This is a genomic window from Brevundimonas sp. UBA5936 (genome assembly GCA_002430835.1).
In the GTDB taxonomy this organism is placed as follows: Bacteria; Pseudomonadota; Alphaproteobacteria; order Caulobacterales; family Caulobacteraceae; genus Brevundimonas.
In genome coordinates, this window is record DJDA01000043.1 from 1 (window position 1) to 19,077 (window position 19,077).

Here is a 19,077-nt window from a genome sequence, read left to right on the forward strand (position 1 = left end):
CCGGCCGCCGACGCCGCACGCGGCGCCGCCGTCGCCTGGCGCACTGATGCGCGCCAGACCGCCGCCGAGGCCCAGATCGCCGAGGAGATCGACGGCCCCCTGTTGGGCTTCGCAGCCCGCACCGTGGCCGGGACCACGGCGCCGATCGAGAACGAGAACGGCCGCGCCCTCTATCATCAGGCGCGCTTTGACGGGCTGAAGCCGGACACGCGCTATGTCTATCGCGTGCGCGCCGCCGACGGCTGGAGCGAATGGCTGCCGTTCCGTACGGCCAAGGCCGAGTTCGCGCCCTTCCGTTTCATCTATCTGGGGGACACCCAGAACGACATTCTGGAGATCGGCTCGCGCGTGATCCGTTCGGCCTTCAAGGAAGCTGGACCGGCGGCCCTGGTCGTCCACGCAGGCGATCTGGTGGCCCAGCGCGAGGTCAAGGTTCACGACGACGAGTGGGGCGAATGGACCGAGGCGGGCGGTCGCGCCTTCGCCATGACGCCGCAACTGCCCGCCAGCGGCAACCATGAATACGTCGACCATGTGCTGCCGAACGGCGAGGAATCGCGCGTTCTCGGCCCGCACTGGCCGCTGCAGTTCGCCTTGCCGGACAACGGCGCCGAGGGGGCCAAGGCGACCAGTTACTACGTGGACTATCAGGGCGTGCGCTTCATCGTGCTGGACGGCACGGCGGCGATCGACCTGGGGGCTGGGGAAAGCCAGACGCGCTGGCTGGACAAGGTGCTGGCCGAAAGCCCGGCACGCTGGAACGTCGCCCTGTTCCACCAGCCGATCTACACCTGCGCCCGACCCGAAGACACCGAAGAGCTGAAGGCCGCCTGGAAGCCGATCTTTGACGCCCGCAACATCGATCTGGTGCTGCAGGGGCACGACCATTGCTACGGCCGCGTCTCCAACCCGGTCGGGGCCGAGGCGTCGCGCGCTGACAGCGCGGCGGGGCGTCCGCAGGGGCCGGTCTATGTCGTCTCCGTCACCGGCTCCAAGATGTATGGGCTGAACGACCGGGCAGACACGCAGCCCGTGCGCGCGGCCGAGAATACAGAGCTGTATCAGCTGATCGACGTCGAGGCGGACCGTCTGTCGTTCCGCGCCTTTACGGCGACGGGCGGGCTGTATGACGCCTTCACGCTGGAGCGGCAGGCCGATGGAACGAAGCGATTGGTCGAGACAGAGGACACCCTGCTGGCCCTGCGTCGTTGCGACGGCGCGGCGGGCCCGGACGACCGACCCTGCACGGCGGAAATCAAGGACTGAGGGGGAACTTCGACGCGAACAGCGGCATTGGCTTGATCAACGGCGACGCCTGTCGCCTTAACGCTCAAGGGGGATTTGTGCGTATCACCATCCTGGCCTGCATGGCCGCCTTCGTCGCTCTGGCCGCTTGCGGCAACGCCGCCCAAAGTCAGAACGATCCAGGTCGCTCTCCTAGCGGAACCTACAAGGTCACGATGATGGACGGGACTGCAGTCGACGTCGATCTGAAGGCCGACGGCTCCTTCACCATGTCGGAACCCGGCGGTCCGGTGGCGCGTGAAGGAACGTGGCGTCGCGCCGATGGGCAGTTCTGCCTGAATGATACGGCGCGCCCGCGCGAGGTCTGCATGGATGAAGCGCCTGTGGGCGACAATGGCGGCTTCGATCTCAGCGGGCGAGGCAAGGTGGTGATGCAGTTCCGTCCCATGGCGGCTGCAAGCCGCTGATTGAGATAGAGCGCCTGGCCCGAGCCGTGTCTGTCGGCCTCAGCGCCTTGCAGCCAAAGCGCTGGATCCCGGCGTCCGTCGGGATGAGCGGGGGTGAAACGGTGGCGTTCTTCTTGCCGTAGGGGAGGGATTCGCCTACCCCTCGCGGCTTGATTCAACGGATGACGGACGATCCCGGATGAGCCTCGCGCTTCTCTTTCCCGGTCAGGGCAGCCAGTCGGTCGGCATGGGCGTCGCCCTGTCTGACGCCTTCGCCAGCGCGCGCGAGGTCTTCGCCGAGGTGGACGACGCCCTGAACCAGAAGCTGTTCGAGCTGATGCGCGAAGGGCCGGACGATCAGCTGACCCTGACCGAGAACGCCCAGCCCGCCCTGATGGCCGTCTCGGTCGCCACGGCGCGGGTGCTGAAGGTCGAGTTCGGCGTCGACGTGGCGCGCGCCGCCTACGTCGCCGGTCACTCGCTGGGCGAATATTCGGCCTTGGCCGCTGCGGGCGCGATCAGCCTGTCGGACACCGCGCGCCTGTTGAAGCTGCGCGGTCAGGCCATGCAGCGCGCCGTGCCGGTGGGCAAGGGCGCGATGGCCTCGCTGATCGGCCCCAAGACCGATCTGGCGCTGGCTGAAGAAGCGGCCAGGGCCGGTTCGGCGGCGGGCGTCTGCGTCGTCGCCAACGACAACAACAAGGGCAACGTCGTCATCTCGGGCGACAAGGCCGCCGTGGATCTGGCCATCGAAAAGGCCAAGGAATTGGGCGCGCGCGCCATCCCGCTGAACGTCTCGGCGCCCTTCCACTGCCCGCTGATGCAGCCTGCGGCCGATGAAATGGCCGCCGCGCTTGCTGATGCCAAGATCATCGCGCCCGTCGTGCCGGTGGTCGCCAACGTCACCGCCCGCCCGGAAACCGACGCCGAGGTCATCCGTCGCCTGCTGGTCGAGCAGGTCACGGGCCGTGTGCGCTGGCGCGAGAGCATGGAGTGGATGGCGAGTGAAGGCGGCGTGACCCGCTTCGTCGAGGTCGGCTCGGGCAAGGTGCTGACCGGCATGGCCAAGCGTATCGCCCCCGACGCCGAGGCCCTGGCGCTGAACACGGCCGAAGAGCTGGAAGCTTTCGCGAAGTCGCTGGTCTGAGCGATTTGACGCGGGGGGCTGCGATCATCTGGGCTTGGGCGGCGAGCATCGTCGTCGTCTGGATCGTTGTGGCCGCTGATCTGGGGCAGCCGCTCTGGATGCGCCAGCATTCGATCGCGCTGACCGTCTATGGCGCGTTCGAGGGACAGACGCTGACCTTGGCTGGCAGTTGGAAGCTGCTGGCCTCGCAATGGCTGCATGTGAAGTTTCCGCACATGCTGTTCAACGTCGTGATCATCGGCCTCGTCGGCGCCGCGCTGGCGCGCCGATGGCCCTGGCCGCTGGTTCTGGCGCTTGGCTTGGTCGGCGGCGCCTGCGGGCAACTTACAGCGGCCTTGCTGCAGCCGACCGCCTATGTGTCGGGCGCTTCCCAAGCCTACCTAGCTCTATGTGGGGCGGGGCTTTTGCTGCTGGAGCGGAAGAGCATCGGTTGGTGGGCGGCGGTCGCCGGGGTGGCGGTCAGTGTTGGGCTGGACCTGTTCGTCAGCAGCCATACGGGTGTAAAGCCCGGTCATTTGGTATCTTTCGTCGTCGGCTTGGTTGTCGGCGGCGCGTCTCTATTCTTGAATAAATATCGCGCTGAAACGGCGATGCTCGGAGAATCTGATGTTCAACCTTAGCGGCAAGACCGCCCTCGTGACCGGCGCCACCGGCGGCATCGGCGGGGCCATCGCCCGCGCCCTGCACGCGCAAGGGGCTACTGTCGTCCTGTCCGGCACGCGCGAAGCCGTGCTGGCCGATTTGGCCAAGGAACTGGGCGAGCGCGCCCACTTCGCCACCGCCAACCTGTCGGATCCGGAATCGGTCGATAATCTGGTGAACGCGGCCGAGACGGCGGCGGGCGCGCCGCTGGACATCCTGGTCGCCAACGCGGGCATCACCAAGGACGGCCTGCTGATGCGGATGAAGGACGAGGACTTCCAGTCGGTCGTCCAGATCAATCTTGAGAGCTATTTCCGGCTGACCCGCGCGGCGGTGAAGGGGATGATGAAGCGCCGTTCGGGCCGCATCATCGGCATCACTTCGGTGGTCGGCGTCACCGGCAACCCCGGCCAGACCAACTATTCCGCCTCCAAGGCCGGGATGATCGGCTTCTCCAAGTCGCTGGCGCAGGAAGTCGGCTCGCGCGGGATCACGGTTAACTGCATCGCGCCGGGTTTCATCGCTTCGCCGATGACGGACGTGCTGAACGACCAGCAGCGCGAGGCCATTCTGTCCAAGATTCCGGCCGGACGTCTGGGCGCGGGCGACGAAATCGCCTCGGCCGCCGTCTATCTGTCGTCGGATGAAGCGGCCTACGTCACCGGCCAAACGTTGCACGTCAACGGCGGCATGGCGATGATCTGAACCCGTTGTGCGGCGTCATCACGACGCGCAACAGACTATTTCCACGCCGTCACCCTGTGCTAAAGGGCACGGACGTCTTTCGGGGGTGAGTCTCATTGAGGCTTGATCCCGGCAGGCAGCCGTGACACGGCGAAACAACCCAAGACCCGCCTTCACGGCGATTTCAAACAGGCAGAGAGACACTCATGTCCGACACCCTCGAACGCGTCCGCAAGATCGTGATCGACCACCTGGACGCCGATCCGGACAAGGTCACCGAGAAGGCTTCCTTCATCGACGACCTGGGCGCCGACTCGCTCGACAACGTCGAACTGGTCATGGCCTTCGAAGAAGAATTCGACGTCGAAATCCCGGATGACGCCGCTGAGCACATCCAGACCGTCGGCGACGCGGTGAAGTTCATCGACGAGAAGCTGGCCGCCTGATCCGGCTGCGATTCGTCGCACTTACCAGCTGATGGCCGCTGTGACGGACCCCTAGCGGGACCGTCCGGCGGCCATTAGTGTTTCTGGTTACTATTCTGACCAAGAAGGAGCGCGAACCATGCGCCGCGTCGTCATCACGGGCCTTGGCCTGGTCACTCCGCTCGGTTCGGGCGTCGAGCACGTCTGGCAGGGCATTCTGGACGGCCGGTCGGGCATCCGCCCGATCACCGCTTTCGACACCGAAGGTTACGGCTGCACTATCGCCGGCGAAGTCCCCAGCGTCGACGGACGCGGCGGCGGCGAGGCCGGTCAGCCCGGCGTCTTCGATCCCGATCAGGTCATGTCGGCCAAGGACCGCAAGCGCGTCGACGACTTCATCCTGTACGCCATCGCGGCGGCGGACGAGGCGCTGGCCGACGCGAACTGGAAGCCGGAATCCGAAGACGACAAGGAAGCCACCGGCGTCATGGTCGGTTCGGGCATCGGCGGCCTGGGCCCCATCGCCGACACCGCCATCGTGCTGAAGGAACAAGGCGTCCGCCGGGTCAGCCCCTTCTTCATCCCCTCGGCCCTGATCAATCTGGCGTCGGGCCAGATCTCGATCCGCCACGGCCTGAAGGGCCCGAACCACTCGGTGGTCACGGCCTGCGCCACGGGCGCACACGCCATCGGCGACGCGGCCCGGATGATCGCCCTGGGCGACGCCGACGTCATGGTGGCGGGCGGCGCCGAAAGCTCGGTCGTGCCGATCGGCATCGCGGGCTTCCTGGCCTGCAAGGCGCTGTGCACCGCCTATAACGACACGCCCGAGAAGGCGTCGCGCCCCTATGACCGCGGCCACGCGGGCTTCGTCATGGGCGAGGGCGCGGGCGTCATGATTCTGGAAGAATACGAACACGCCAAGGCGCGCGGCGCCAAGATCTACGCCGAGGTCGTCGGCTACGGCATGAGCGGCGACGCCTATCACATCACCGCCCCGTCGGAAGACGGCGACGGCGGCCTGCGGGCCATGAAGGCGGCGCTGAAGCGCGCCGGGATGCAGCCGTCGGACCTCGACTACGTCAACACCCACGGCACCTCGACCATGGCCGACTGGATCGAGCTGAAGGCGGTCGAACGGCTGGTCGGCGACCACGCCAAGGATCTGGCCGTGTCGTCCACCAAGTCGATGACGGGCCACCTGCTGGGCGCCGCCGGGGCGATCGAGAGCATCTTCTCGGTCCTGGCCATCCGCGACCAGATGGCGCCGCCGACCATCAACCTGGACGACCCGGAGATGGAGACGCCGATCGACCTGATCCCGCACAAGGGCAAGGCCAAGAAGATCGATGTCGCCATGTCCAACAGCTTCGGCTTCGGCGGCACCAATGCGGCCGTGATCTTCAAGAAGGTCGACTGACTTGGCCAAGGCTCCGTCCCCCCGCACCCCCAAGGTTCGCATTCCCAAGTCGCGCGTTCCGAAAAAGGGCGGCGGGGGCGGGGCGGGGCGTTCCGGCCTCGGCGTCGGCCTGATCACCGCCGCCGGGACGCTGGGCCTGTTCCTGGTCGCGGCTCTGGTAGCGTTGTGGGCTATCTATTGGGGACCGGGGCCGAAGGCGGCGGAAGGGGAGGCGACCATCGTCACCCTGCAGTCCGGGGCGGGCGTTCCGGCTATCGCGGCCAATCTGAAATCGGCGGGGGTGATCCGCTCCACCGACCTGTTCCGCGCGGCGATCAGCCTGACGGGCGCCGACCGCAAGATCCGCGCGGGCGAGTATGAGGTGCCGTCGGGCGCCTCTCTGGCGACGGTGGTGGGCCTGCTGGTCGACGGCAAGGCGGTGCGCCACTACGTGACCCTGCCCGAGGGCTGGTCCAGCGCCCAGGCGGTCGACATCCTGATGAAGCAGCCGGTCCTGACCGGCGAGGTCGAGGTTCCGCCCGAGGGCAGCCTGTGGCCGGAAACCTATGAGGTCACGCGCGGCGAGACCCGCGCCGCCGTCGTCGCCCGGATGCAGCGCGCCGCCAAGACCAAGCTGGAGACCCTGTGGGCCGCCCGCTCGCCCGCCACAGTGGTCACGACGCCGGAAGAGGCCGTTATCCTGGCCTCCATCGTCGAGAAGGAGACGGGCATCGCCTCCGAACGCCCCGAGGTGGCGGCCGTCTTCACCAACCGCCTGCGTCTGGGAATGCGGCTGGAGAGCGATCCGACCATCGTCTACGGCGTGACCAAGGGGCGGCCGCTGGGGCGCGGCATCCTGCTGTCGGAACTGCGCAATCCGACGCCGTGGAACACCTATCTGATCGACGGCCTGCCGCCGACGCCCATCGCCAATCCGGGCGAGGAGGCGCTGAAGGCTGTGCTGAACCCGCCGCGCTCGGAATATGTCTTCTTCGTCGCCGACGGCACGGGCGGCCACGTCTTCGCCCGCACCTATCAGGAGCATCTGCTGAACGTGGCCCGCTGGCGCGAGATCGAGCGTCGCAAGGCCGGTCTGGCGGCGGGTGAGAGCGCGCCGGAAACCTCGCCTGCGCCGATGACGGATGAGGCCGCCGGCCCGGCCATCGCCATCCCGCCGGGCGCCAAGGTCATTCGCGTGCCGACGGAGGCCGGACGATGAGTCAGATTTCAGGCATGACGGGCTTCGGCCGGGCGGACGGTGCGCTGGACGGCTGGACCTGGACGGTCGAGGCGCGCTCGGTCAACGGGCGCTCGCTGGAGACGCGCTTTCGCGGTCCGCATGGCTTCGACAACCTTGAGCGGCTGGCCAAGGCGGCGGCTCAGGCGCGGCTGAACCGGGGGCAGGTGACGCTGGGCCTGCAAGCCAAGCGCGCCGAGGGAACCGAGCCCGCGCCGCGCGTCAATGAGGCGGTGCTGGCGACCTATCTGCGGCTGGCGAACCAGTTGGCGGAGGAAGGGGCGACCCCGCCCTCGGCCGACGGCCTGCTGGCCCTGCGTGGCGTGATCGAGGTCGCCGAAGAGGACGAGGACGCGGAAGGCCGCGCCGCCCTTGAGGCCGCCATGGCCGCCACGGTCGAACAGGCGCTGGATGCGCTGAAGGCCTCGCGTCAGCGCGAGGGCGAGCAACTGACGCCGGTCATTCATGACTTCGTCGGAACCATCGAGGCGCTGGTCGCCCGCGCTGAGCTTGAGGCGTCGGCGCAGGTCGAGGCTATCCGCGAGCGCTTCACCCGCCGCATCAGCGAACTGGCGCCCGACGCGCCCGGTCTGGATGAGCGCGTCTTCCTTGAGGCGGCGGCGTTGGCGACCAAGGCCGACGTGCGCGAGGAGCTCGACCGGCTGACGGCCCACGTCGCCTCGGCCCGCGCACTGTTGCAGCAACCCCCCGCCGGTCGAAAACTCGACTTCCTGATGCAGGAATTCATGCGTGAGGCGAACACCCTCTGTTCGAAATCCGCTACGACCGCGCTCACCGGAATCGGCCTGGAGTTGAAGGCCGTCATCGAGCAGCTTCGAGAACAAGTTCAGAATGTCGAATAACCGCACCCCCCGCCGTGGCGTCCTGCTGATCGTGGCCAGTCCGTCGGGGGCCGGAAAGACCTCGCTGTGCCGCCGCCTGATGGCCGACCACAAGGGGCTGGAGCTGTCCGTCTCCATGACCACCCGCGACATCCGTCCGGGCGAGGTGGACGGCCGCGACTACAACTTCGTCAGCAAGGAGCAATTCCAGCGCCTGGTCGACGCCGACGCCTTCCTGGAATGGGCGGATGTGCACGGCAATCGCTACGGCAGCCCGGCCGCTCCGGTCGAGCGCGCTCTGGCCGAAGGGCGCGACGTCCTGTTCGACATCGACTGGCAGGGCGCCCGCGACGTGGCCGCCAAATGCCCTGGCGACGCCGTGCGGGTCTTCATCCTGCCGCCCAGCCTTGAGGAGCTTCGCCGCCGTCTGGTGACGCGCTCTCAGGACGCCGAGGACGTGATCGAGCGCCGCGTCGCCAACGCCAAGGGCGAGATCGAGCACTGCGACGACTTCGACTATGTGCTGGTCAACGAGGACTTCGACCGGTCCTACGCCGAACTGGCCCACATTTATCACGCCGAGCGCAGCCGCCGTCACCGCAACCTGTGGGTCGACGGCTACAAGAGCGCGCTGCTGAAGGAAGTGGTCTGACGCCCATGGGCGAGGCTGAACACCGCTTCTGGTTGGCTCAGGCTGTCGATCTGGCGTTGGAGAACGTCAGGGCGGGCGGTCGGCCGTTCGGGGCGGTGCTGGTCAAGGACGGCGTCCTGATCGCTAGAGGCGTCAACCGGATGCTGGCGACCAACGATCCCAGCTCTCATGCCGAGATGGAGGCCCTGCGTCAGGCAGGACCGGCGCTGGGCGGCGTCGACCTGTCGGGCGCGGTGCTCTACGCCAGCGGGCACCCGTGCCCCATGTGTCTGGCGGCGGCGGTGATGACGCGGGTCAGCGCGGTCTACTACGCCTTCAGCAATGCGGACGCCGAGCCCTACGGCTTCTCCAGCGCGGCGACCTATCAGGCGCTGGGCGTGACGCTGGACCCGCCGCCCTTGCCGCTGACGCAACTGGACGCGCCCGGTCGGACAGCGGCGGAGCTGTACGGGGCCTGAGCGCCCACTTTCGTCACCCTCGGGCTTGTCCCGAGGTCCATATACGCCGACGGCAGACGTTAAAGCGCGACTATCTCAGGTCTGCGTTTATGGATCCCCGGCACAAGGCCGGGGATGACGGGGGAAGAGGGTTAGCCCTGCGCCGCTTCTTCGGTTCGCGCGGCGAAGAAGGGCTTCAGACGGCTGAGGGCGTCCTCGATCTCGGGCGTCGAGACGGCGAAGCTGAAGCGGATGAAGCGGTTGCCGTTGACCGGGTCGAAGTCGACGCCCGGCGCCGTGGCCACGCCCGTCTCGCGCACCAGGGTCTCGCAGAAGGCCATGCTGTCGTTGGTCAGGTGGCCGATGTCCGCATAGATGTAGAAGGCGCCGTCCGGCGGGGCGATCGAGCGCAGGCCCATGGCGGGCAGGGCCTTCAGCATCAGCTCGCGGTTGGCGCGATAGACGTCGATGTTGGCTTCCAGTTCTTCTTCGCAGTCCATGGCGGCCAGGCCGGCGAACTGGCTGAGCGTCGGCGGCGTCAGGAACATGTTGCCCATGCGCGCGCGGGCCTGCTGGACCTCTTCTTCCGGCAGGATCAGCCAGCCCAGGCGCCAGCCCGCCATGCTCCAGTATTTGGAGAAGCTGTTCACGATCATGGCCTTGTCGTCGAACTGCAGCATGCAGGGCGTGTCGTGGCCGTAGGTGATGCCGTGATAGATCTCGTCCGAGATGATGCTGATGTTGCGCTCGCGGCAGACCTCGACGATGGCCTTCAGCTCGTTCTCGGCGATGACGGTGCCGGTCGGGTTGGCGGGGCTGGCGATGATGACGCCCTGGGGCGCCGGGTCCAGATCGCGCAGGGCCTGGGCCGTCAACTGGAAGCGCACGTCGGGGCCGCAGTCGATCTCCTGCGGGATGATGTGCAGGGCCTTCATCGTGTTGCGGTAGGCGACGTAGCCCGGGCGGGCGATAGCTACGCGGTCGCCGGGGGCGAAGCGCATGTTCAGCGCCACCACCAGGGCGGGCGAGGCACCGGCCGTCATGATGACGCGCTCGGGGTCGATGACGACGCCGTAGCGGTCCTTGTACAGCTTGGCCACGCGGGCGCGCAGCAGGGGGCTTTCCCAATAGCCGCCGGCCTCGGCGTCGATCACGCGGTGCGCCTCGGCGATGGCGCGGCTGGGGGCGCCGGTCGAAGGCTGGCCGAACTCCATGTGGATGACCGACTGGCCCTTGGCCTTCATCTCATGGGCGATGCGGCTGATGGCGATGGCGCGGAAGGGTTCGATTTCTACTGTCATGTCAAAGCGTCGGCCAATCTGAGGAAGCCCGCCACGTCGATGGTCTCGGCGCGGGCGTCGGGTTCGATTCCAGCGGCTTCGCACAGGGCGGCGCCGCCAAGTTGTTTCAGGCTGGAGCGCAGCATCTTGCGACGCTGGCCGAATGCGGCCGCCGTGACCCGTTCCAGCCGCTTCAGGCGGTCGGGGGCGGGGCGCTCGGCGAAGGGTATCAGATGCACCACGGCCGAGGCCACCTTGGGCGGCGGCGTAAAGGCGGCGGCGGGCAGGTGCATGACGATGCGCGCCTCGGCCACGGCCTGGCTGATGACGGCCAGGCGGCCATAGGCGTCCTCGCCCGGCTGGGCCACCACGCGCTCGGCGACCTCCTTCTGGAACATCAGGGTCAGGGCGCACGGCGTCCACGGCCCCGTCAGCCACTTGATCAGCAGCGGCGTGCCGACGTTGTAGGGCAGGTTGGAGACCAGATGCGCCGGTCCCTCGACCAGATCGGCTTCCTTCACCTTCAGGGCGTCGGCTTCAACGATGGTCAGGCGGCCCGAGCCGTCGTCCAGTTCTCCCAGCAAGGGGATGAAGCGCGGATCCTTCTCGACCAGCACCACCTTGCCCGCGTCGCTTTCCAGCAGGGCGCGGGTCAGACCGCCGGGGCCGGGACCGACCTCGATGACGGCGCGGCCCTCGAACGGTCCGGCGTAGCGGACGATCTTCCGCGTGACGTTCAGGTCCAGCAGAAAGTGCTGGCCGAAGCTCTTCTTGGCCGACAGGCCGTGGGCGTCGAGCGTTTCACGCAGGGAGGGCAAGGTCATTTTTCCTTCTCCCCTCGGGGGAGAAGGTGGGCGGCGGAGCCGCTCGGATGAGGGGGCTGCATCCGCATCTGCACGGCGCGTGCGCGGATCGCGCCCAATAGGACATTGGGGTCGGACAGAAAGGCTTCATTGCCCGATCTCAGCACCATGAATCCTGCCTGCTCCAGTCTGGCGTCACGTTCAGCCTGCGCCTCATGAAGCTTATGGACGCCGCCGTCCAGTTCTACGACGAGTCGAATTTCCGTGCAGGCGAAGTCACAGATCACGCCGCCGACGGGCGTCTGGCGACGAAACTTGAGATTATCGAGGCGACGGTCGCGGACAAGACGCCAAAATATTTCTTCGGCGTGAGTGAGGGTTTGGCGCTGGCGGCGGGCGCGCTTGGTCCTGTCCGGCGTTTGCCACATGGTTGGCCGCCCCCTCATCCGAGCGCCTTCGGCGCCCACCTTCTCCCCCGAGGGGAGAAGGCTATCGGTTGGCGCGGGCGGACGCCATCTCGGAAGCCAGGCGAACGGCGGCGATGAAGCTGTCGGCGCGGGCGACGCCCTTGCCCGCGATGTCGAAGCCGGTGCCGTGATCGGGCGAGGTGCGGACGATGGGCAGGCCCAGGGTGGCGTTGACCCCGCCCCAGAAGTCCAGCGTCTTCACCGGGATCAGCGCCTGGTCGTGATAGAGGCAGACCACGGCGTCATACCGCGCGCGCGCCTCTTCGTGGAACAGGGTGTCGGCGGGCAGGGGATCGGTGATGTTCAGCCCTTCGGCGCGCAGGGCCTCGGCGGCGGGACGCAGCACCGTCACCTCCTGCAGGCCGATGGCGCCGCCTTCGCCCGCGTGGGGGTTCAGCGCGGCCAAGGCCAGACGCGGGGCGCTGATGCCGAAATCGCGCTTCATCGATTCGTGGACGACGCGGGCGACGCGGGCGACGCGCTCGCCCGTCACCAGTTCGGGCAGCTGGTCGATCGGCACATGGATGGTGACGAGGCAGGCGCGCAGGTTCTGCGCCGTCAGCATCATCACCGGGCCGCGCGTGCCGCTGAACGGGACGTCGGCGGTCAGTTCGGCGATGAACTCGGTGTGGCCGGGAAAGCGGAAGCCCGAGGCGTACATGGGCGCCTTGGCGATCGGCGCCGTCACCAGACCGCAGCCTTCGCCCGACAGCACCAGATCGACGCCGCGCTCGATCCAGTCGGCGACGGCGACGGCGTTGGCGGGTTCAGGCTGGCCCGACGTCACGGGCGCAGGGGCCGGATGGTGCAAGACGGGGATAGCGCGGCTGAAGACAGTCACAGCGTCCGACGGGCTGAGCACGGCCTCGACCGGTTGGCCCTGAGACTTCAGCACTTCGGCGTCGCCGACCACGACGAAGGGCACGACCGGCGGCAAGGGGCCGGGCGCGGAGCCCAGCACCGACCAGGCGCGCGCGATGATTTCCGGCCCCACCCCGGCGGGGTCGCCCATCGTGACGATGAGCGGCCGGATCATCGTCATTGCTTGATTTCGATCAGGGCGTCGGCCCGCAGGTCGCGCAGGTAGCGGCGGCCCAGCATGGCGTAGTTCTGGTTCTGCAGGCGGGCTTCGACCTGTTGCGCCGAGGGGGCGTCAGGACCGCCCAGGCGGCGATCGCAGACGGCCAGCAGGTGAACGCCCAGCGGGGTGCGGACGGCGGTGCTGATCGAGCCGACTTCGGCCGAGCGGGCGACCTGCTGGAACTGCGGCAGCAGGTCGGCGACGTCGCTTTCGCCCAGATCGGCGCCCAGCATGCCCGGCTCGGAGCGGGCGCGGGTCAGGATGTTGTCGCACGTCAGTTGGCCGCGCAGGGCCTCGAGACGCTGGGTCGCGGCGGCCACCTGGGCCTCATCGGCGTTTTCCGGCAGCTCGACCATGACCTGCTTCATCTTGACCATGCTGGTCGAGGCGCCCGAGCGCTTGTCGCGCATGTAGAGGATGTAGACGCCGCCATCGACCGGGATGGGATTCGACAACTGGCCGGCTTCCAGCGTGTCCATGACGGACTGCAGGGCGGGCTGGACCGTGCCCTGCACCACCCAGCCGGCGTCGCCGCCGCGGGCGGCCGAAGGGGCGGCCGAGAACTGGCGCGCCACGGCCATGAAGGGGGCGCCCTGGATCATCTGCTGCACCAGTTGGCGCGCGCCGTTCATGGCTTCCTGCATGCCGCCGACGCGGGCGGCCTCCAGGTAGATTTCACCGATCAGATATTGAGGCTTGGTCGCCGATTCGGTCATCTGGCGCATGGTCTGGTCGACCTGGCTCTTGCCGACGCGGGCGCGGTCGCGGAAACGGCCGCCGACCAGTTCTCGCCAGCCGATCTCGGTGCGCATCTGCTCGCGGAAGGCGGGGATGCTGATCCCGCCCTGTTCCAGGAAGTTGATGTAGCTGGCCGGGGTGGCGCCCGCCTGGCGAGCCATGTCGGCGATTTCCTGATCGATTTCGGCGTCGCCGATCTTGAGCTGCTCGAACTTTGCCAGTTCGGCCGCCTGAAGGTGCTGGTCGATCAGGTCGTTCAGCGCCTGTTGCTGGATGGCGCCGATGTTTTCCTCGGTCGGCTGGACCTGGGTCATGGCCATCAGCACCAGCATCCGCTGGCGCAGGTCGAAGCCGGTGATGATGCGGTCGTTGACCGTGGCGATGATGCCGTCGGACAGGCGGAACTGCGGCGCGGGGGCCGTGCGCTGGGGCGCTTCCTCTGCGGCGGGGTTCAGCGCGCCGGCGGCCGGAACCTGAGGGGCGGCCTGGGCGGCGGGCGCAGGCGCGGTCTGAGCCGAGGAAGGCTCCACGGCGGCCACGACCATAAGGGCGGCCAGGGCGGCTCCCGTAGAGTAACGCATCAAACCCATCGTCAGTCCTGATTCCCTAAAGCGGTCCCGAGCCGGTCGGCGGCGTTGGCCGCGCCACAGCGCCAAGGCGCACGTTCCACTAAGCCGCAATGCGCGCCCTGCCTACCGCATATCATTGCGATCATAGCCTGAAGACCCAAAAGTGGCGAGGTTAAGACGGATGTAAACGCCTTCCGCCGGGCCGGTCGGCCGCACGCGCGTGTTGTCGCGGCGCCAGCCCAGTTCGATGCGGAAGCAGTCGTCGTCGAACAGCAGGCCGACCTCCGACCGGGTGATGATGTCGCGCTCCAGGTCGGCGATGCCGTTCACCGCCACGCCCCAGTTGCCGTAGATGAACTGGTGGCCGGAGAGCTGAACGAACTCGTAGTTGCGGTTGTCCGGGCCGTTCAAGGGGTTCGAGTTGTCTACGATATAGCTCAGGCTGGCCAGGTTGCGGCGTCCCCAGCGGCCGTCCACGGTCGCCTCTGCGCGACGAACCGCGCCATTGCCGTCAATGGTGGCGTGGAACCAGCCGCGCATCCGGTCCGAAGGGTTGAACGACCCCTGAACCACCCAGTCCGAAGTCCGACCGGCCAGACCTGAAGGATCGTAGAGGCGCGTCGGATCGTCGGGGATCGGCGTCAGATACTCGTCCTGATCGTCGGCGCGCATGCTGCGGCCGATGAAGAGACTGGCCGAGCGCACCTCGTCCCAGCGCAGGGTGGCGCGGGCGCCCGCCGTGAAGCGCAGACCGCCTTCCAGCAGATCGTAGCCGGGGAAGCGGTCCATGCGGAACAGCGACAGGTGGTCCAGCTCGGTGATCTGGCTGTCTTCGTTCGGGATGCGTCGGTCCAGGTCGGCCTTGTTGGAGATCGACAGCTGGGCCATCGGCTCCAGGATCAGGTCTGACGAGGCGCTGAGGCGGCGATACAGGGGATAGCTGACGTCGACGCCGGCGCTGGCGCGCGCGCGGGTGTATGTCTCGTTTTCGACCCCCATGGCGGGCGGCAGGTCGTCCACCGAATAGACGTCGGCGCGCAGGTCCACGAACGGCTCCCAGCGCACGCCGATGGGCGAGATCATCGCCCGGCGCCATTCCGCCTGGCCGGTGACGCGGCGACTGTCGACGCCGGGCAGGCCGTCGGTCGGGCCGCCCGGAATCAGCTCGGGCGCCAGGGTCGGGAAACCGACATAGGCGTCGCGGGTCAGGGCCACGGCCGAGCCGCGCAGGCGCAGGCGGCCGCCGAAGACGGGGCCTTCCGGCTCCCACCGCGCCTCGATCAGGGGCGCGACCAGAGGCAGGGTCTTGTCGTCCTCGAAGACGTTCAGGGCCGGGGTGACGGGGTCGAACTGGGCCACCCGCAGGCTTTGCATGGTGAAGGCCGCAACCGACAGATAGGAGCGCTGGGTCTGACGCTCGGCGTAGATCTGGCTGATCAGGCGGCGGCTGTCGCCGTAGTAGAGGCCGTTGTCCTGATAGGTGTCGCGCACGTCGTAGCGGTCGAACAGGGTCTTGTCCGACACGCGCTCGGCCGTAAAGCCCCAACGCCAAGGGCCGTCGGGATCGAAGGCGCCGTGGGCCAGCAGATAGCTGCGGGCCGTCGTGTCGCCGAAGCGGACGTTGCTTTCCGCGTCGCCGTCGCCGTCCAGATCGAAGTCGCCGAAACTGCGGCCGTAGGTGGCGCCGCCGCGGGCCACGATCATGCCGTCCGTGAACCGCTTGCGCCATTGCAGGTTCAGCAGGGGCGCGACCTTGGTGTTGAACTGCGGGCTGACCAGAATGTCTTCGGACGGCGAGATGACGTGCAGATAGGGCAGCTCGAGCGAGACGCCCCGCCCGGCCTGATAGTCGCCCCACGGGACCAGGAAGCCAGAGGCGCGGTCCACCGTCGGATCGGGGTGCGAGAAGGCGGGCAGGTAGAAGATCGGCACCCCGCCCAGGCGGAACACCACGTCACGATACAGGATCGCGCGCAGTTCTTCGTTCTGCACCGCCTTGGAAGCTTGGATGGAGACGCTGGGCGTCTTGGCCGCGCCGTCCACGGTGCAGATGGGGCAGGGGGTGAAGATGACGCGGTTCAGCTCGCTGACCGTCTCGGAGCGGCGCACGGCGGTGGCGGCCATCAGGCTGGAACCGTTCGACAGACGCGTGGCCAGATCGACCGCCACGCCCGCCTTGAGGTCCGAATCCAGCTCGATGCGCTGGGCGTGGACGACCGAGCCGTCCGGCGCCGTCAGTTCTGCGTCGCCCGAGGCCGTGGCGATCTGGCTTTGCAGGTCATAGGTGACGTCCTTGGCGCGCAGGCTGTGGTCCTGGAAACGCGCCATGACCCGGTCTTCGGCCGAGCCCTGGGCCGAGACGACGTCGCCCTCGCGTTGGGCGGAATCGGCGTCCATGTAGACGGCGTCGGGCGTCAGGCCGTCAGCGCCCGGCGTTTGAGGCGTTGATTGGGGCGTTTGGGCGGTCGCTGTCTGCGCCGCAGCCGAGGCGGGCGCCGCCTGGGCCTGGGCGGCCTGGGCGAACGCCAGCTGAGACAGGGGCGCGCCTATGACCAACGCCGCGCCGGTCAGCAGCCGAAGGCGCAGGGCTCCCATGCGGGGGAGACGGCGATGGGTCATGCGGTGTCCACTCATTACCGGCCGGGCGGAAACCGCTCGATTAGCCGTCTTCGGTATAGAACAGCAAGGTAAAGGCGGCGAGAGCCGTCAATATAGGCGGCAGCCAGGCGGCGACGATCGGGGGAACGACCTCGGCCGAGCCCATGGCCGAAGAGAACTGATTCAGGAAGAAGAAGGCGAAGCCCAGCACCACGGCCGCCACCGTCATCCGCGCCAGATCGCCCAGCCGCATCAGCCGCAACGAGAAGGCCGCCGCCAGAATCGACATGGCGCCGAAGATCAGCGGCGTGGCCAGAAGCTGTTGCAGCCGCAGCTGGTAAGCCGTCGAGGCGAAGCCCGCGTCCTCGATCCGGCGAATCTGATTGGGCAGGGACCAGAAGGGCGTGGACTGCGGCCGGGCGAAGCGCTGGAAGGCCTCTTCGTCGGCCAGGTTGGACGGCAGGTCCAGGGTGGCGTAGCGCACCGCCCGCTGGCCCGTCTGCGCGCCTGCCGCGTCGGTCAGGCGCCAACGCCCGGCGTTGAGCGTGGCCGTGGCGGCGTCGATCCGTTCGGTGAAGACGCGACGGCCGGTCGAGGTCGTGGTGTAGATGAAGAAGGTCGCGTCCAGCAGCCGCCCGCTGGCCTGTTCCTGACGGCCGCCGCGAATGATCATCTGACGGTTGGCGTCGCCTTCGCGCAGCCAGACCGCCTCGCCCGATTCGCTGCCGGGGACCGATCCGGAGATGCGCGCGCGCTCGCGCTGCCAGACGCCGTCGCCCGCCGCCGCCATAGGGCCCAGCACCGTGACCGTCAGCACGCCCAGCGCCACCGCCGCGCCCGCCGCCGGCAGGACGAAGCGCCAGGCTGATACGCCCGCCGCCCGCATGGCGATCAGCTCGCTGCGTCGGTTCAGGCTGACGAAGGCGCCCAGCGTCCCGAACAGGAAGACGAAGGGCAGAAGCTGCACGATCACCGACGGCGACTTGACCAAGACCAGGCCCAGGATGCGCCCGCCCGACAGCTCGCCGGACGAATTCAGCCCGCGCGAGACCTCGACGAAGTCGATCAGCATCACCAGGGCGGCGATGACGGCCAGCGCCACGCCCAGCGACTTCATCTGCTGGATCAGCACATAGCGTTCGATGCGGCCGAGACGGAGCTTCATGCAAACCTCGCCTTCAGGCGTTCCAGCGGCGCCCAGGTGCGACGACGGCGCGGCTTCAGCGCGCGGAACAGGATGCGCAGGGCCAGGAAGGTGGCGGCCAGCGGCACGACGTATTGCAGGATGTTCAGCGCGCCGTTCCAGGCGCTGCCGGCCACCAGGCCGTAACCGATGACGCGCAGGACCAAGAAGGCGCCCGCGGCCCTGGCGATGCGCCCGGCGTAGCCGCTGCGGCTGAAGGCGCCGCCCAGGATGGCCGCCAGCGCAAAGGCCATGGCCGCCAGGGCGTAGAGGGGCGAGGCCAGGCGCGAATGCCCTTCGGCCGCCAGTTCTCCGCGCGTTCCGGCGCTCTCCAGCAGGGCGGGGGTCGGATCGAAGAGGTCCGTCAGCCACAGGTCCGACGGCTTGAAGCGGATGCGTTCGGAGGTCTTGGCGTAGGGCGATAGGTCGAACACCTGCTGGTCGAACGACAGCTGGTTCAGCACCTCGCGCGAGGAATAGCGCTGCATCGAGCCGTTCTGCATGGTCAGCACCGGCAGGCCGTCGACGCGGCCGAAGCGGGCGGTCTCGGCGTCCCAGGTCGTGACCGTCTTGCCGTTGTCCAGGTAGACGAAGAGGTTCTTCATCAGGCCGTTCTGCTCGATCTGCTGGACGTAGACGGTCAGACCGTCCGGCCCCTGGACGAAGCGGCCTTCCTCGACCAGCAGGGCGGCCAGGTCGGTGCGGATGGCGAAGGCCTGGCGGCGGCCCTCGCGTTGGGCCCAGGGCTGGACGAAGACGTTCACCAGCAGGGCGACGACTGTGACGATCAGGGCGATCTGCAGGGCGGGCCGGATCAGGGCCCAGCGGCTGACTCCGGCGGCGTAGGCGGCGGTCAGCTCCTGTTCGCGCTGCAGCCGCGTCAGGGCGATCAGGGCGCCGACGAACAGGCCGATGGGCAGGATGACGGCGATCAGCTGCGGCAGGGCCAGCAAGGTCAATTTGACCATGACCCAGACGCTTTGGCCGCGCTCGACGATGACCTCCAATTGGTCAAGGCTCTGACTCAGCAGGCCTATCCCGGCCAACGCCGCAACCGCCGCCACGATGGGCAGGCCGATCTGGCGGAAAAGATACCTCTGAATCAGGGTCATGCGGCGGGTAAGGTCGTATAATCGGCTGCGAACGTGTTGCAGCCCAGGGCGATGCGAGCCATGTAATACACATCCGGCCGCCCCGACGAA

Annotated in this window: 19 protein-coding genes; 11 read left to right on the forward strand and 8 right to left on the reverse strand. The window is 68.0% G+C overall.

Features of this window, described 5'->3' with window-relative positions:
- The 11 genes from B2Y21_RS04275 to B2Y21_RS04325 all read left to right on the forward strand — a co-directional run.
- The coding region (locus B2Y21_RS04275; RefSeq protein WP_292057309.1) for a purple acid phosphatase family protein at positions 1 to 1,266 on the forward strand (1,266 nt) is incomplete at its 5' end.
- A gap of 77 nt (positions 1,267 to 1,343) precedes the next feature.
- The gene (locus B2Y21_RS04280; protein WP_292057311.1) at positions 1,344 to 1,712 is read left to right on the forward strand and encodes a hypothetical protein; all 369 of its coding nucleotides are present in this window, start codon (positions 1,344 to 1,346) and stop codon (positions 1,710 to 1,712) included.
- Positions 1,713 to 1,890: 178 nt separating this feature from the next.
- Positions 1,891 to 2,838 carry an ACP S-malonyltransferase gene (gene fabD / locus B2Y21_RS04285; protein WP_292057314.1) on the forward strand — a complete coding sequence of 316 codons (948 nt, stop codon included), beginning with the start codon at positions 1,891 to 1,893 and terminating at the stop codon, positions 2,836 to 2,838.
- Positions 2,839 to 2,843: 5 nt separating this feature from the next.
- Entirely contained in the window at positions 2,844 to 3,458 is a 615-nt protein-coding gene (locus tag B2Y21_RS04290) for a rhomboid family intramembrane serine protease (protein WP_292057316.1), read from the forward strand.
- A complete protein-coding gene (gene fabG, locus B2Y21_RS04295) occupies positions 3,445 to 4,185 on the forward strand; it encodes a 3-oxoacyl-[acyl-carrier-protein] reductase (protein WP_292057318.1) in 741 nt (246 codons plus the stop codon). Before B2Y21_RS04290 ends, fabG begins: the two co-directional genes overlap by 14 nt.
- A 185-nt stretch (positions 4,186 to 4,370) precedes the next feature.
- Complete coding sequence (locus B2Y21_RS04300; RefSeq protein WP_003165440.1) at positions 4,371 to 4,610, forward strand: acyl carrier protein; 240 nt, start codon at positions 4,371 to 4,373, stop codon at positions 4,608 to 4,610.
- 118 nt (positions 4,611 to 4,728) lie between these two features.
- Positions 4,729 to 6,009: a beta-ketoacyl-ACP synthase II gene (fabF, locus tag B2Y21_RS04305; protein ID WP_292057321.1), complete on the forward strand. Its 1,281-nt coding sequence runs from the start codon at positions 4,729 to 4,731 to the stop codon at positions 6,007 to 6,009.
- 1 nt (position 6,010) lies between these two features.
- Positions 6,011 to 7,207 (forward strand): endolytic transglycosylase MltG, encoded by a 1,197-nt coding sequence (gene mltG, locus B2Y21_RS04310; RefSeq protein ID WP_292057322.1) that lies wholly within the window; start codon positions 6,011 to 6,013, stop codon positions 7,205 to 7,207.
- The gene (locus B2Y21_RS04315; protein WP_292057324.1) at positions 7,204 to 8,088 is read left to right on the forward strand and encodes a YicC/YloC family endoribonuclease; all 885 of its coding nucleotides are present in this window, start codon (positions 7,204 to 7,206) and stop codon (positions 8,086 to 8,088) included. The genes mltG and B2Y21_RS04315 overlap by 4 nt, the downstream gene beginning before the upstream one ends.
- A complete protein-coding gene (gene gmk / locus B2Y21_RS04320) occupies positions 8,078 to 8,719 on the forward strand; it encodes a guanylate kinase (protein ID WP_200166821.1) in 642 nt (213 codons plus the stop codon). The genes B2Y21_RS04315 and gmk overlap by 11 nt, the downstream gene beginning before the upstream one ends.
- A 5-nt stretch (positions 8,720 to 8,724) precedes the next feature.
- The gene (locus tag B2Y21_RS04325) at positions 8,725 to 9,177 is read left to right on the forward strand and encodes a nucleoside deaminase (protein WP_292057327.1); all 453 of its coding nucleotides are present in this window, start codon (positions 8,725 to 8,727) and stop codon (positions 9,175 to 9,177) included.
- Between the two features lie 131 nt (positions 9,178 to 9,308).
- Here the strand turns inward: B2Y21_RS04325 and B2Y21_RS04330 are convergent, their stop codons facing one another.
- The 8 genes from B2Y21_RS04330 to B2Y21_RS04365 all read right to left on the reverse strand — a co-directional run bounded on the left by B2Y21_RS04330 (position 9,309) and on the right by B2Y21_RS04365 (position 18,987).
- A complete protein-coding gene (locus B2Y21_RS04330; RefSeq protein ID WP_292057330.1) occupies positions 9,309 to 10,457 on the reverse strand; it encodes a pyridoxal phosphate-dependent aminotransferase in 1,149 nt (382 codons plus the stop codon).
- Positions 10,454 to 11,260: a 16S rRNA (adenine(1518)-N(6)/adenine(1519)-N(6))-dimethyltransferase RsmA gene (rsmA, locus tag B2Y21_RS04335; protein WP_292057332.1), complete on the reverse strand. Its 807-nt coding sequence runs from the start codon at positions 11,258 to 11,260 to the stop codon at positions 10,454 to 10,456. Before rsmA ends, B2Y21_RS04330 begins: the two co-directional genes overlap by 4 nt.
- Positions 11,257 to 11,667 carry an endonuclease domain-containing protein gene (locus B2Y21_RS04340; RefSeq protein ID WP_292057334.1) on the reverse strand — a complete coding sequence of 137 codons (411 nt, stop codon included), beginning with the start codon at positions 11,665 to 11,667 and terminating at the stop codon, positions 11,257 to 11,259. Before B2Y21_RS04340 ends, rsmA begins: the two co-directional genes overlap by 4 nt.
- Before the next feature lie 61 nt (positions 11,668 to 11,728).
- Positions 11,729 to 12,748, reverse strand: a complete 1,020-nt coding sequence (pdxA, locus tag B2Y21_RS04345) for a 4-hydroxythreonine-4-phosphate dehydrogenase PdxA (RefSeq protein WP_292057336.1) — start codon at positions 12,746 to 12,748, stop codon at positions 11,729 to 11,731.
- Entirely contained in the window at positions 12,745 to 14,106 is a 1,362-nt protein-coding gene (locus B2Y21_RS04350; RefSeq protein ID WP_292057338.1) for a peptidylprolyl isomerase, read from the reverse strand. Before B2Y21_RS04350 ends, pdxA begins: the two co-directional genes overlap by 4 nt.
- Before the next feature lie 111 nt (positions 14,107 to 14,217).
- The gene (locus B2Y21_RS04355; RefSeq protein ID WP_292057340.1) at positions 14,218 to 16,713 is read right to left on the reverse strand and encodes an LPS-assembly protein LptD; all 2,496 of its coding nucleotides are present in this window, start codon (positions 16,711 to 16,713) and stop codon (positions 14,218 to 14,220) included.
- Positions 16,714 to 16,753: 40 nt separating this feature from the next.
- Positions 16,754 to 17,857 (reverse strand): LPS export ABC transporter permease LptG, encoded by a 1,104-nt coding sequence (lptG, locus tag B2Y21_RS04360; protein WP_292057343.1) that lies wholly within the window; start codon positions 17,855 to 17,857, stop codon positions 16,754 to 16,756.
- Positions 17,854 to 18,987 (reverse strand): LptF/LptG family permease, encoded by a 1,134-nt coding sequence (locus tag B2Y21_RS04365; RefSeq protein WP_292057345.1) that lies wholly within the window; start codon positions 18,985 to 18,987, stop codon positions 17,854 to 17,856. The genes lptG and B2Y21_RS04365 overlap by 4 nt, the downstream gene beginning before the upstream one ends.
- Positions 18,988 to 19,077 lie beyond the last annotated feature (90 nt).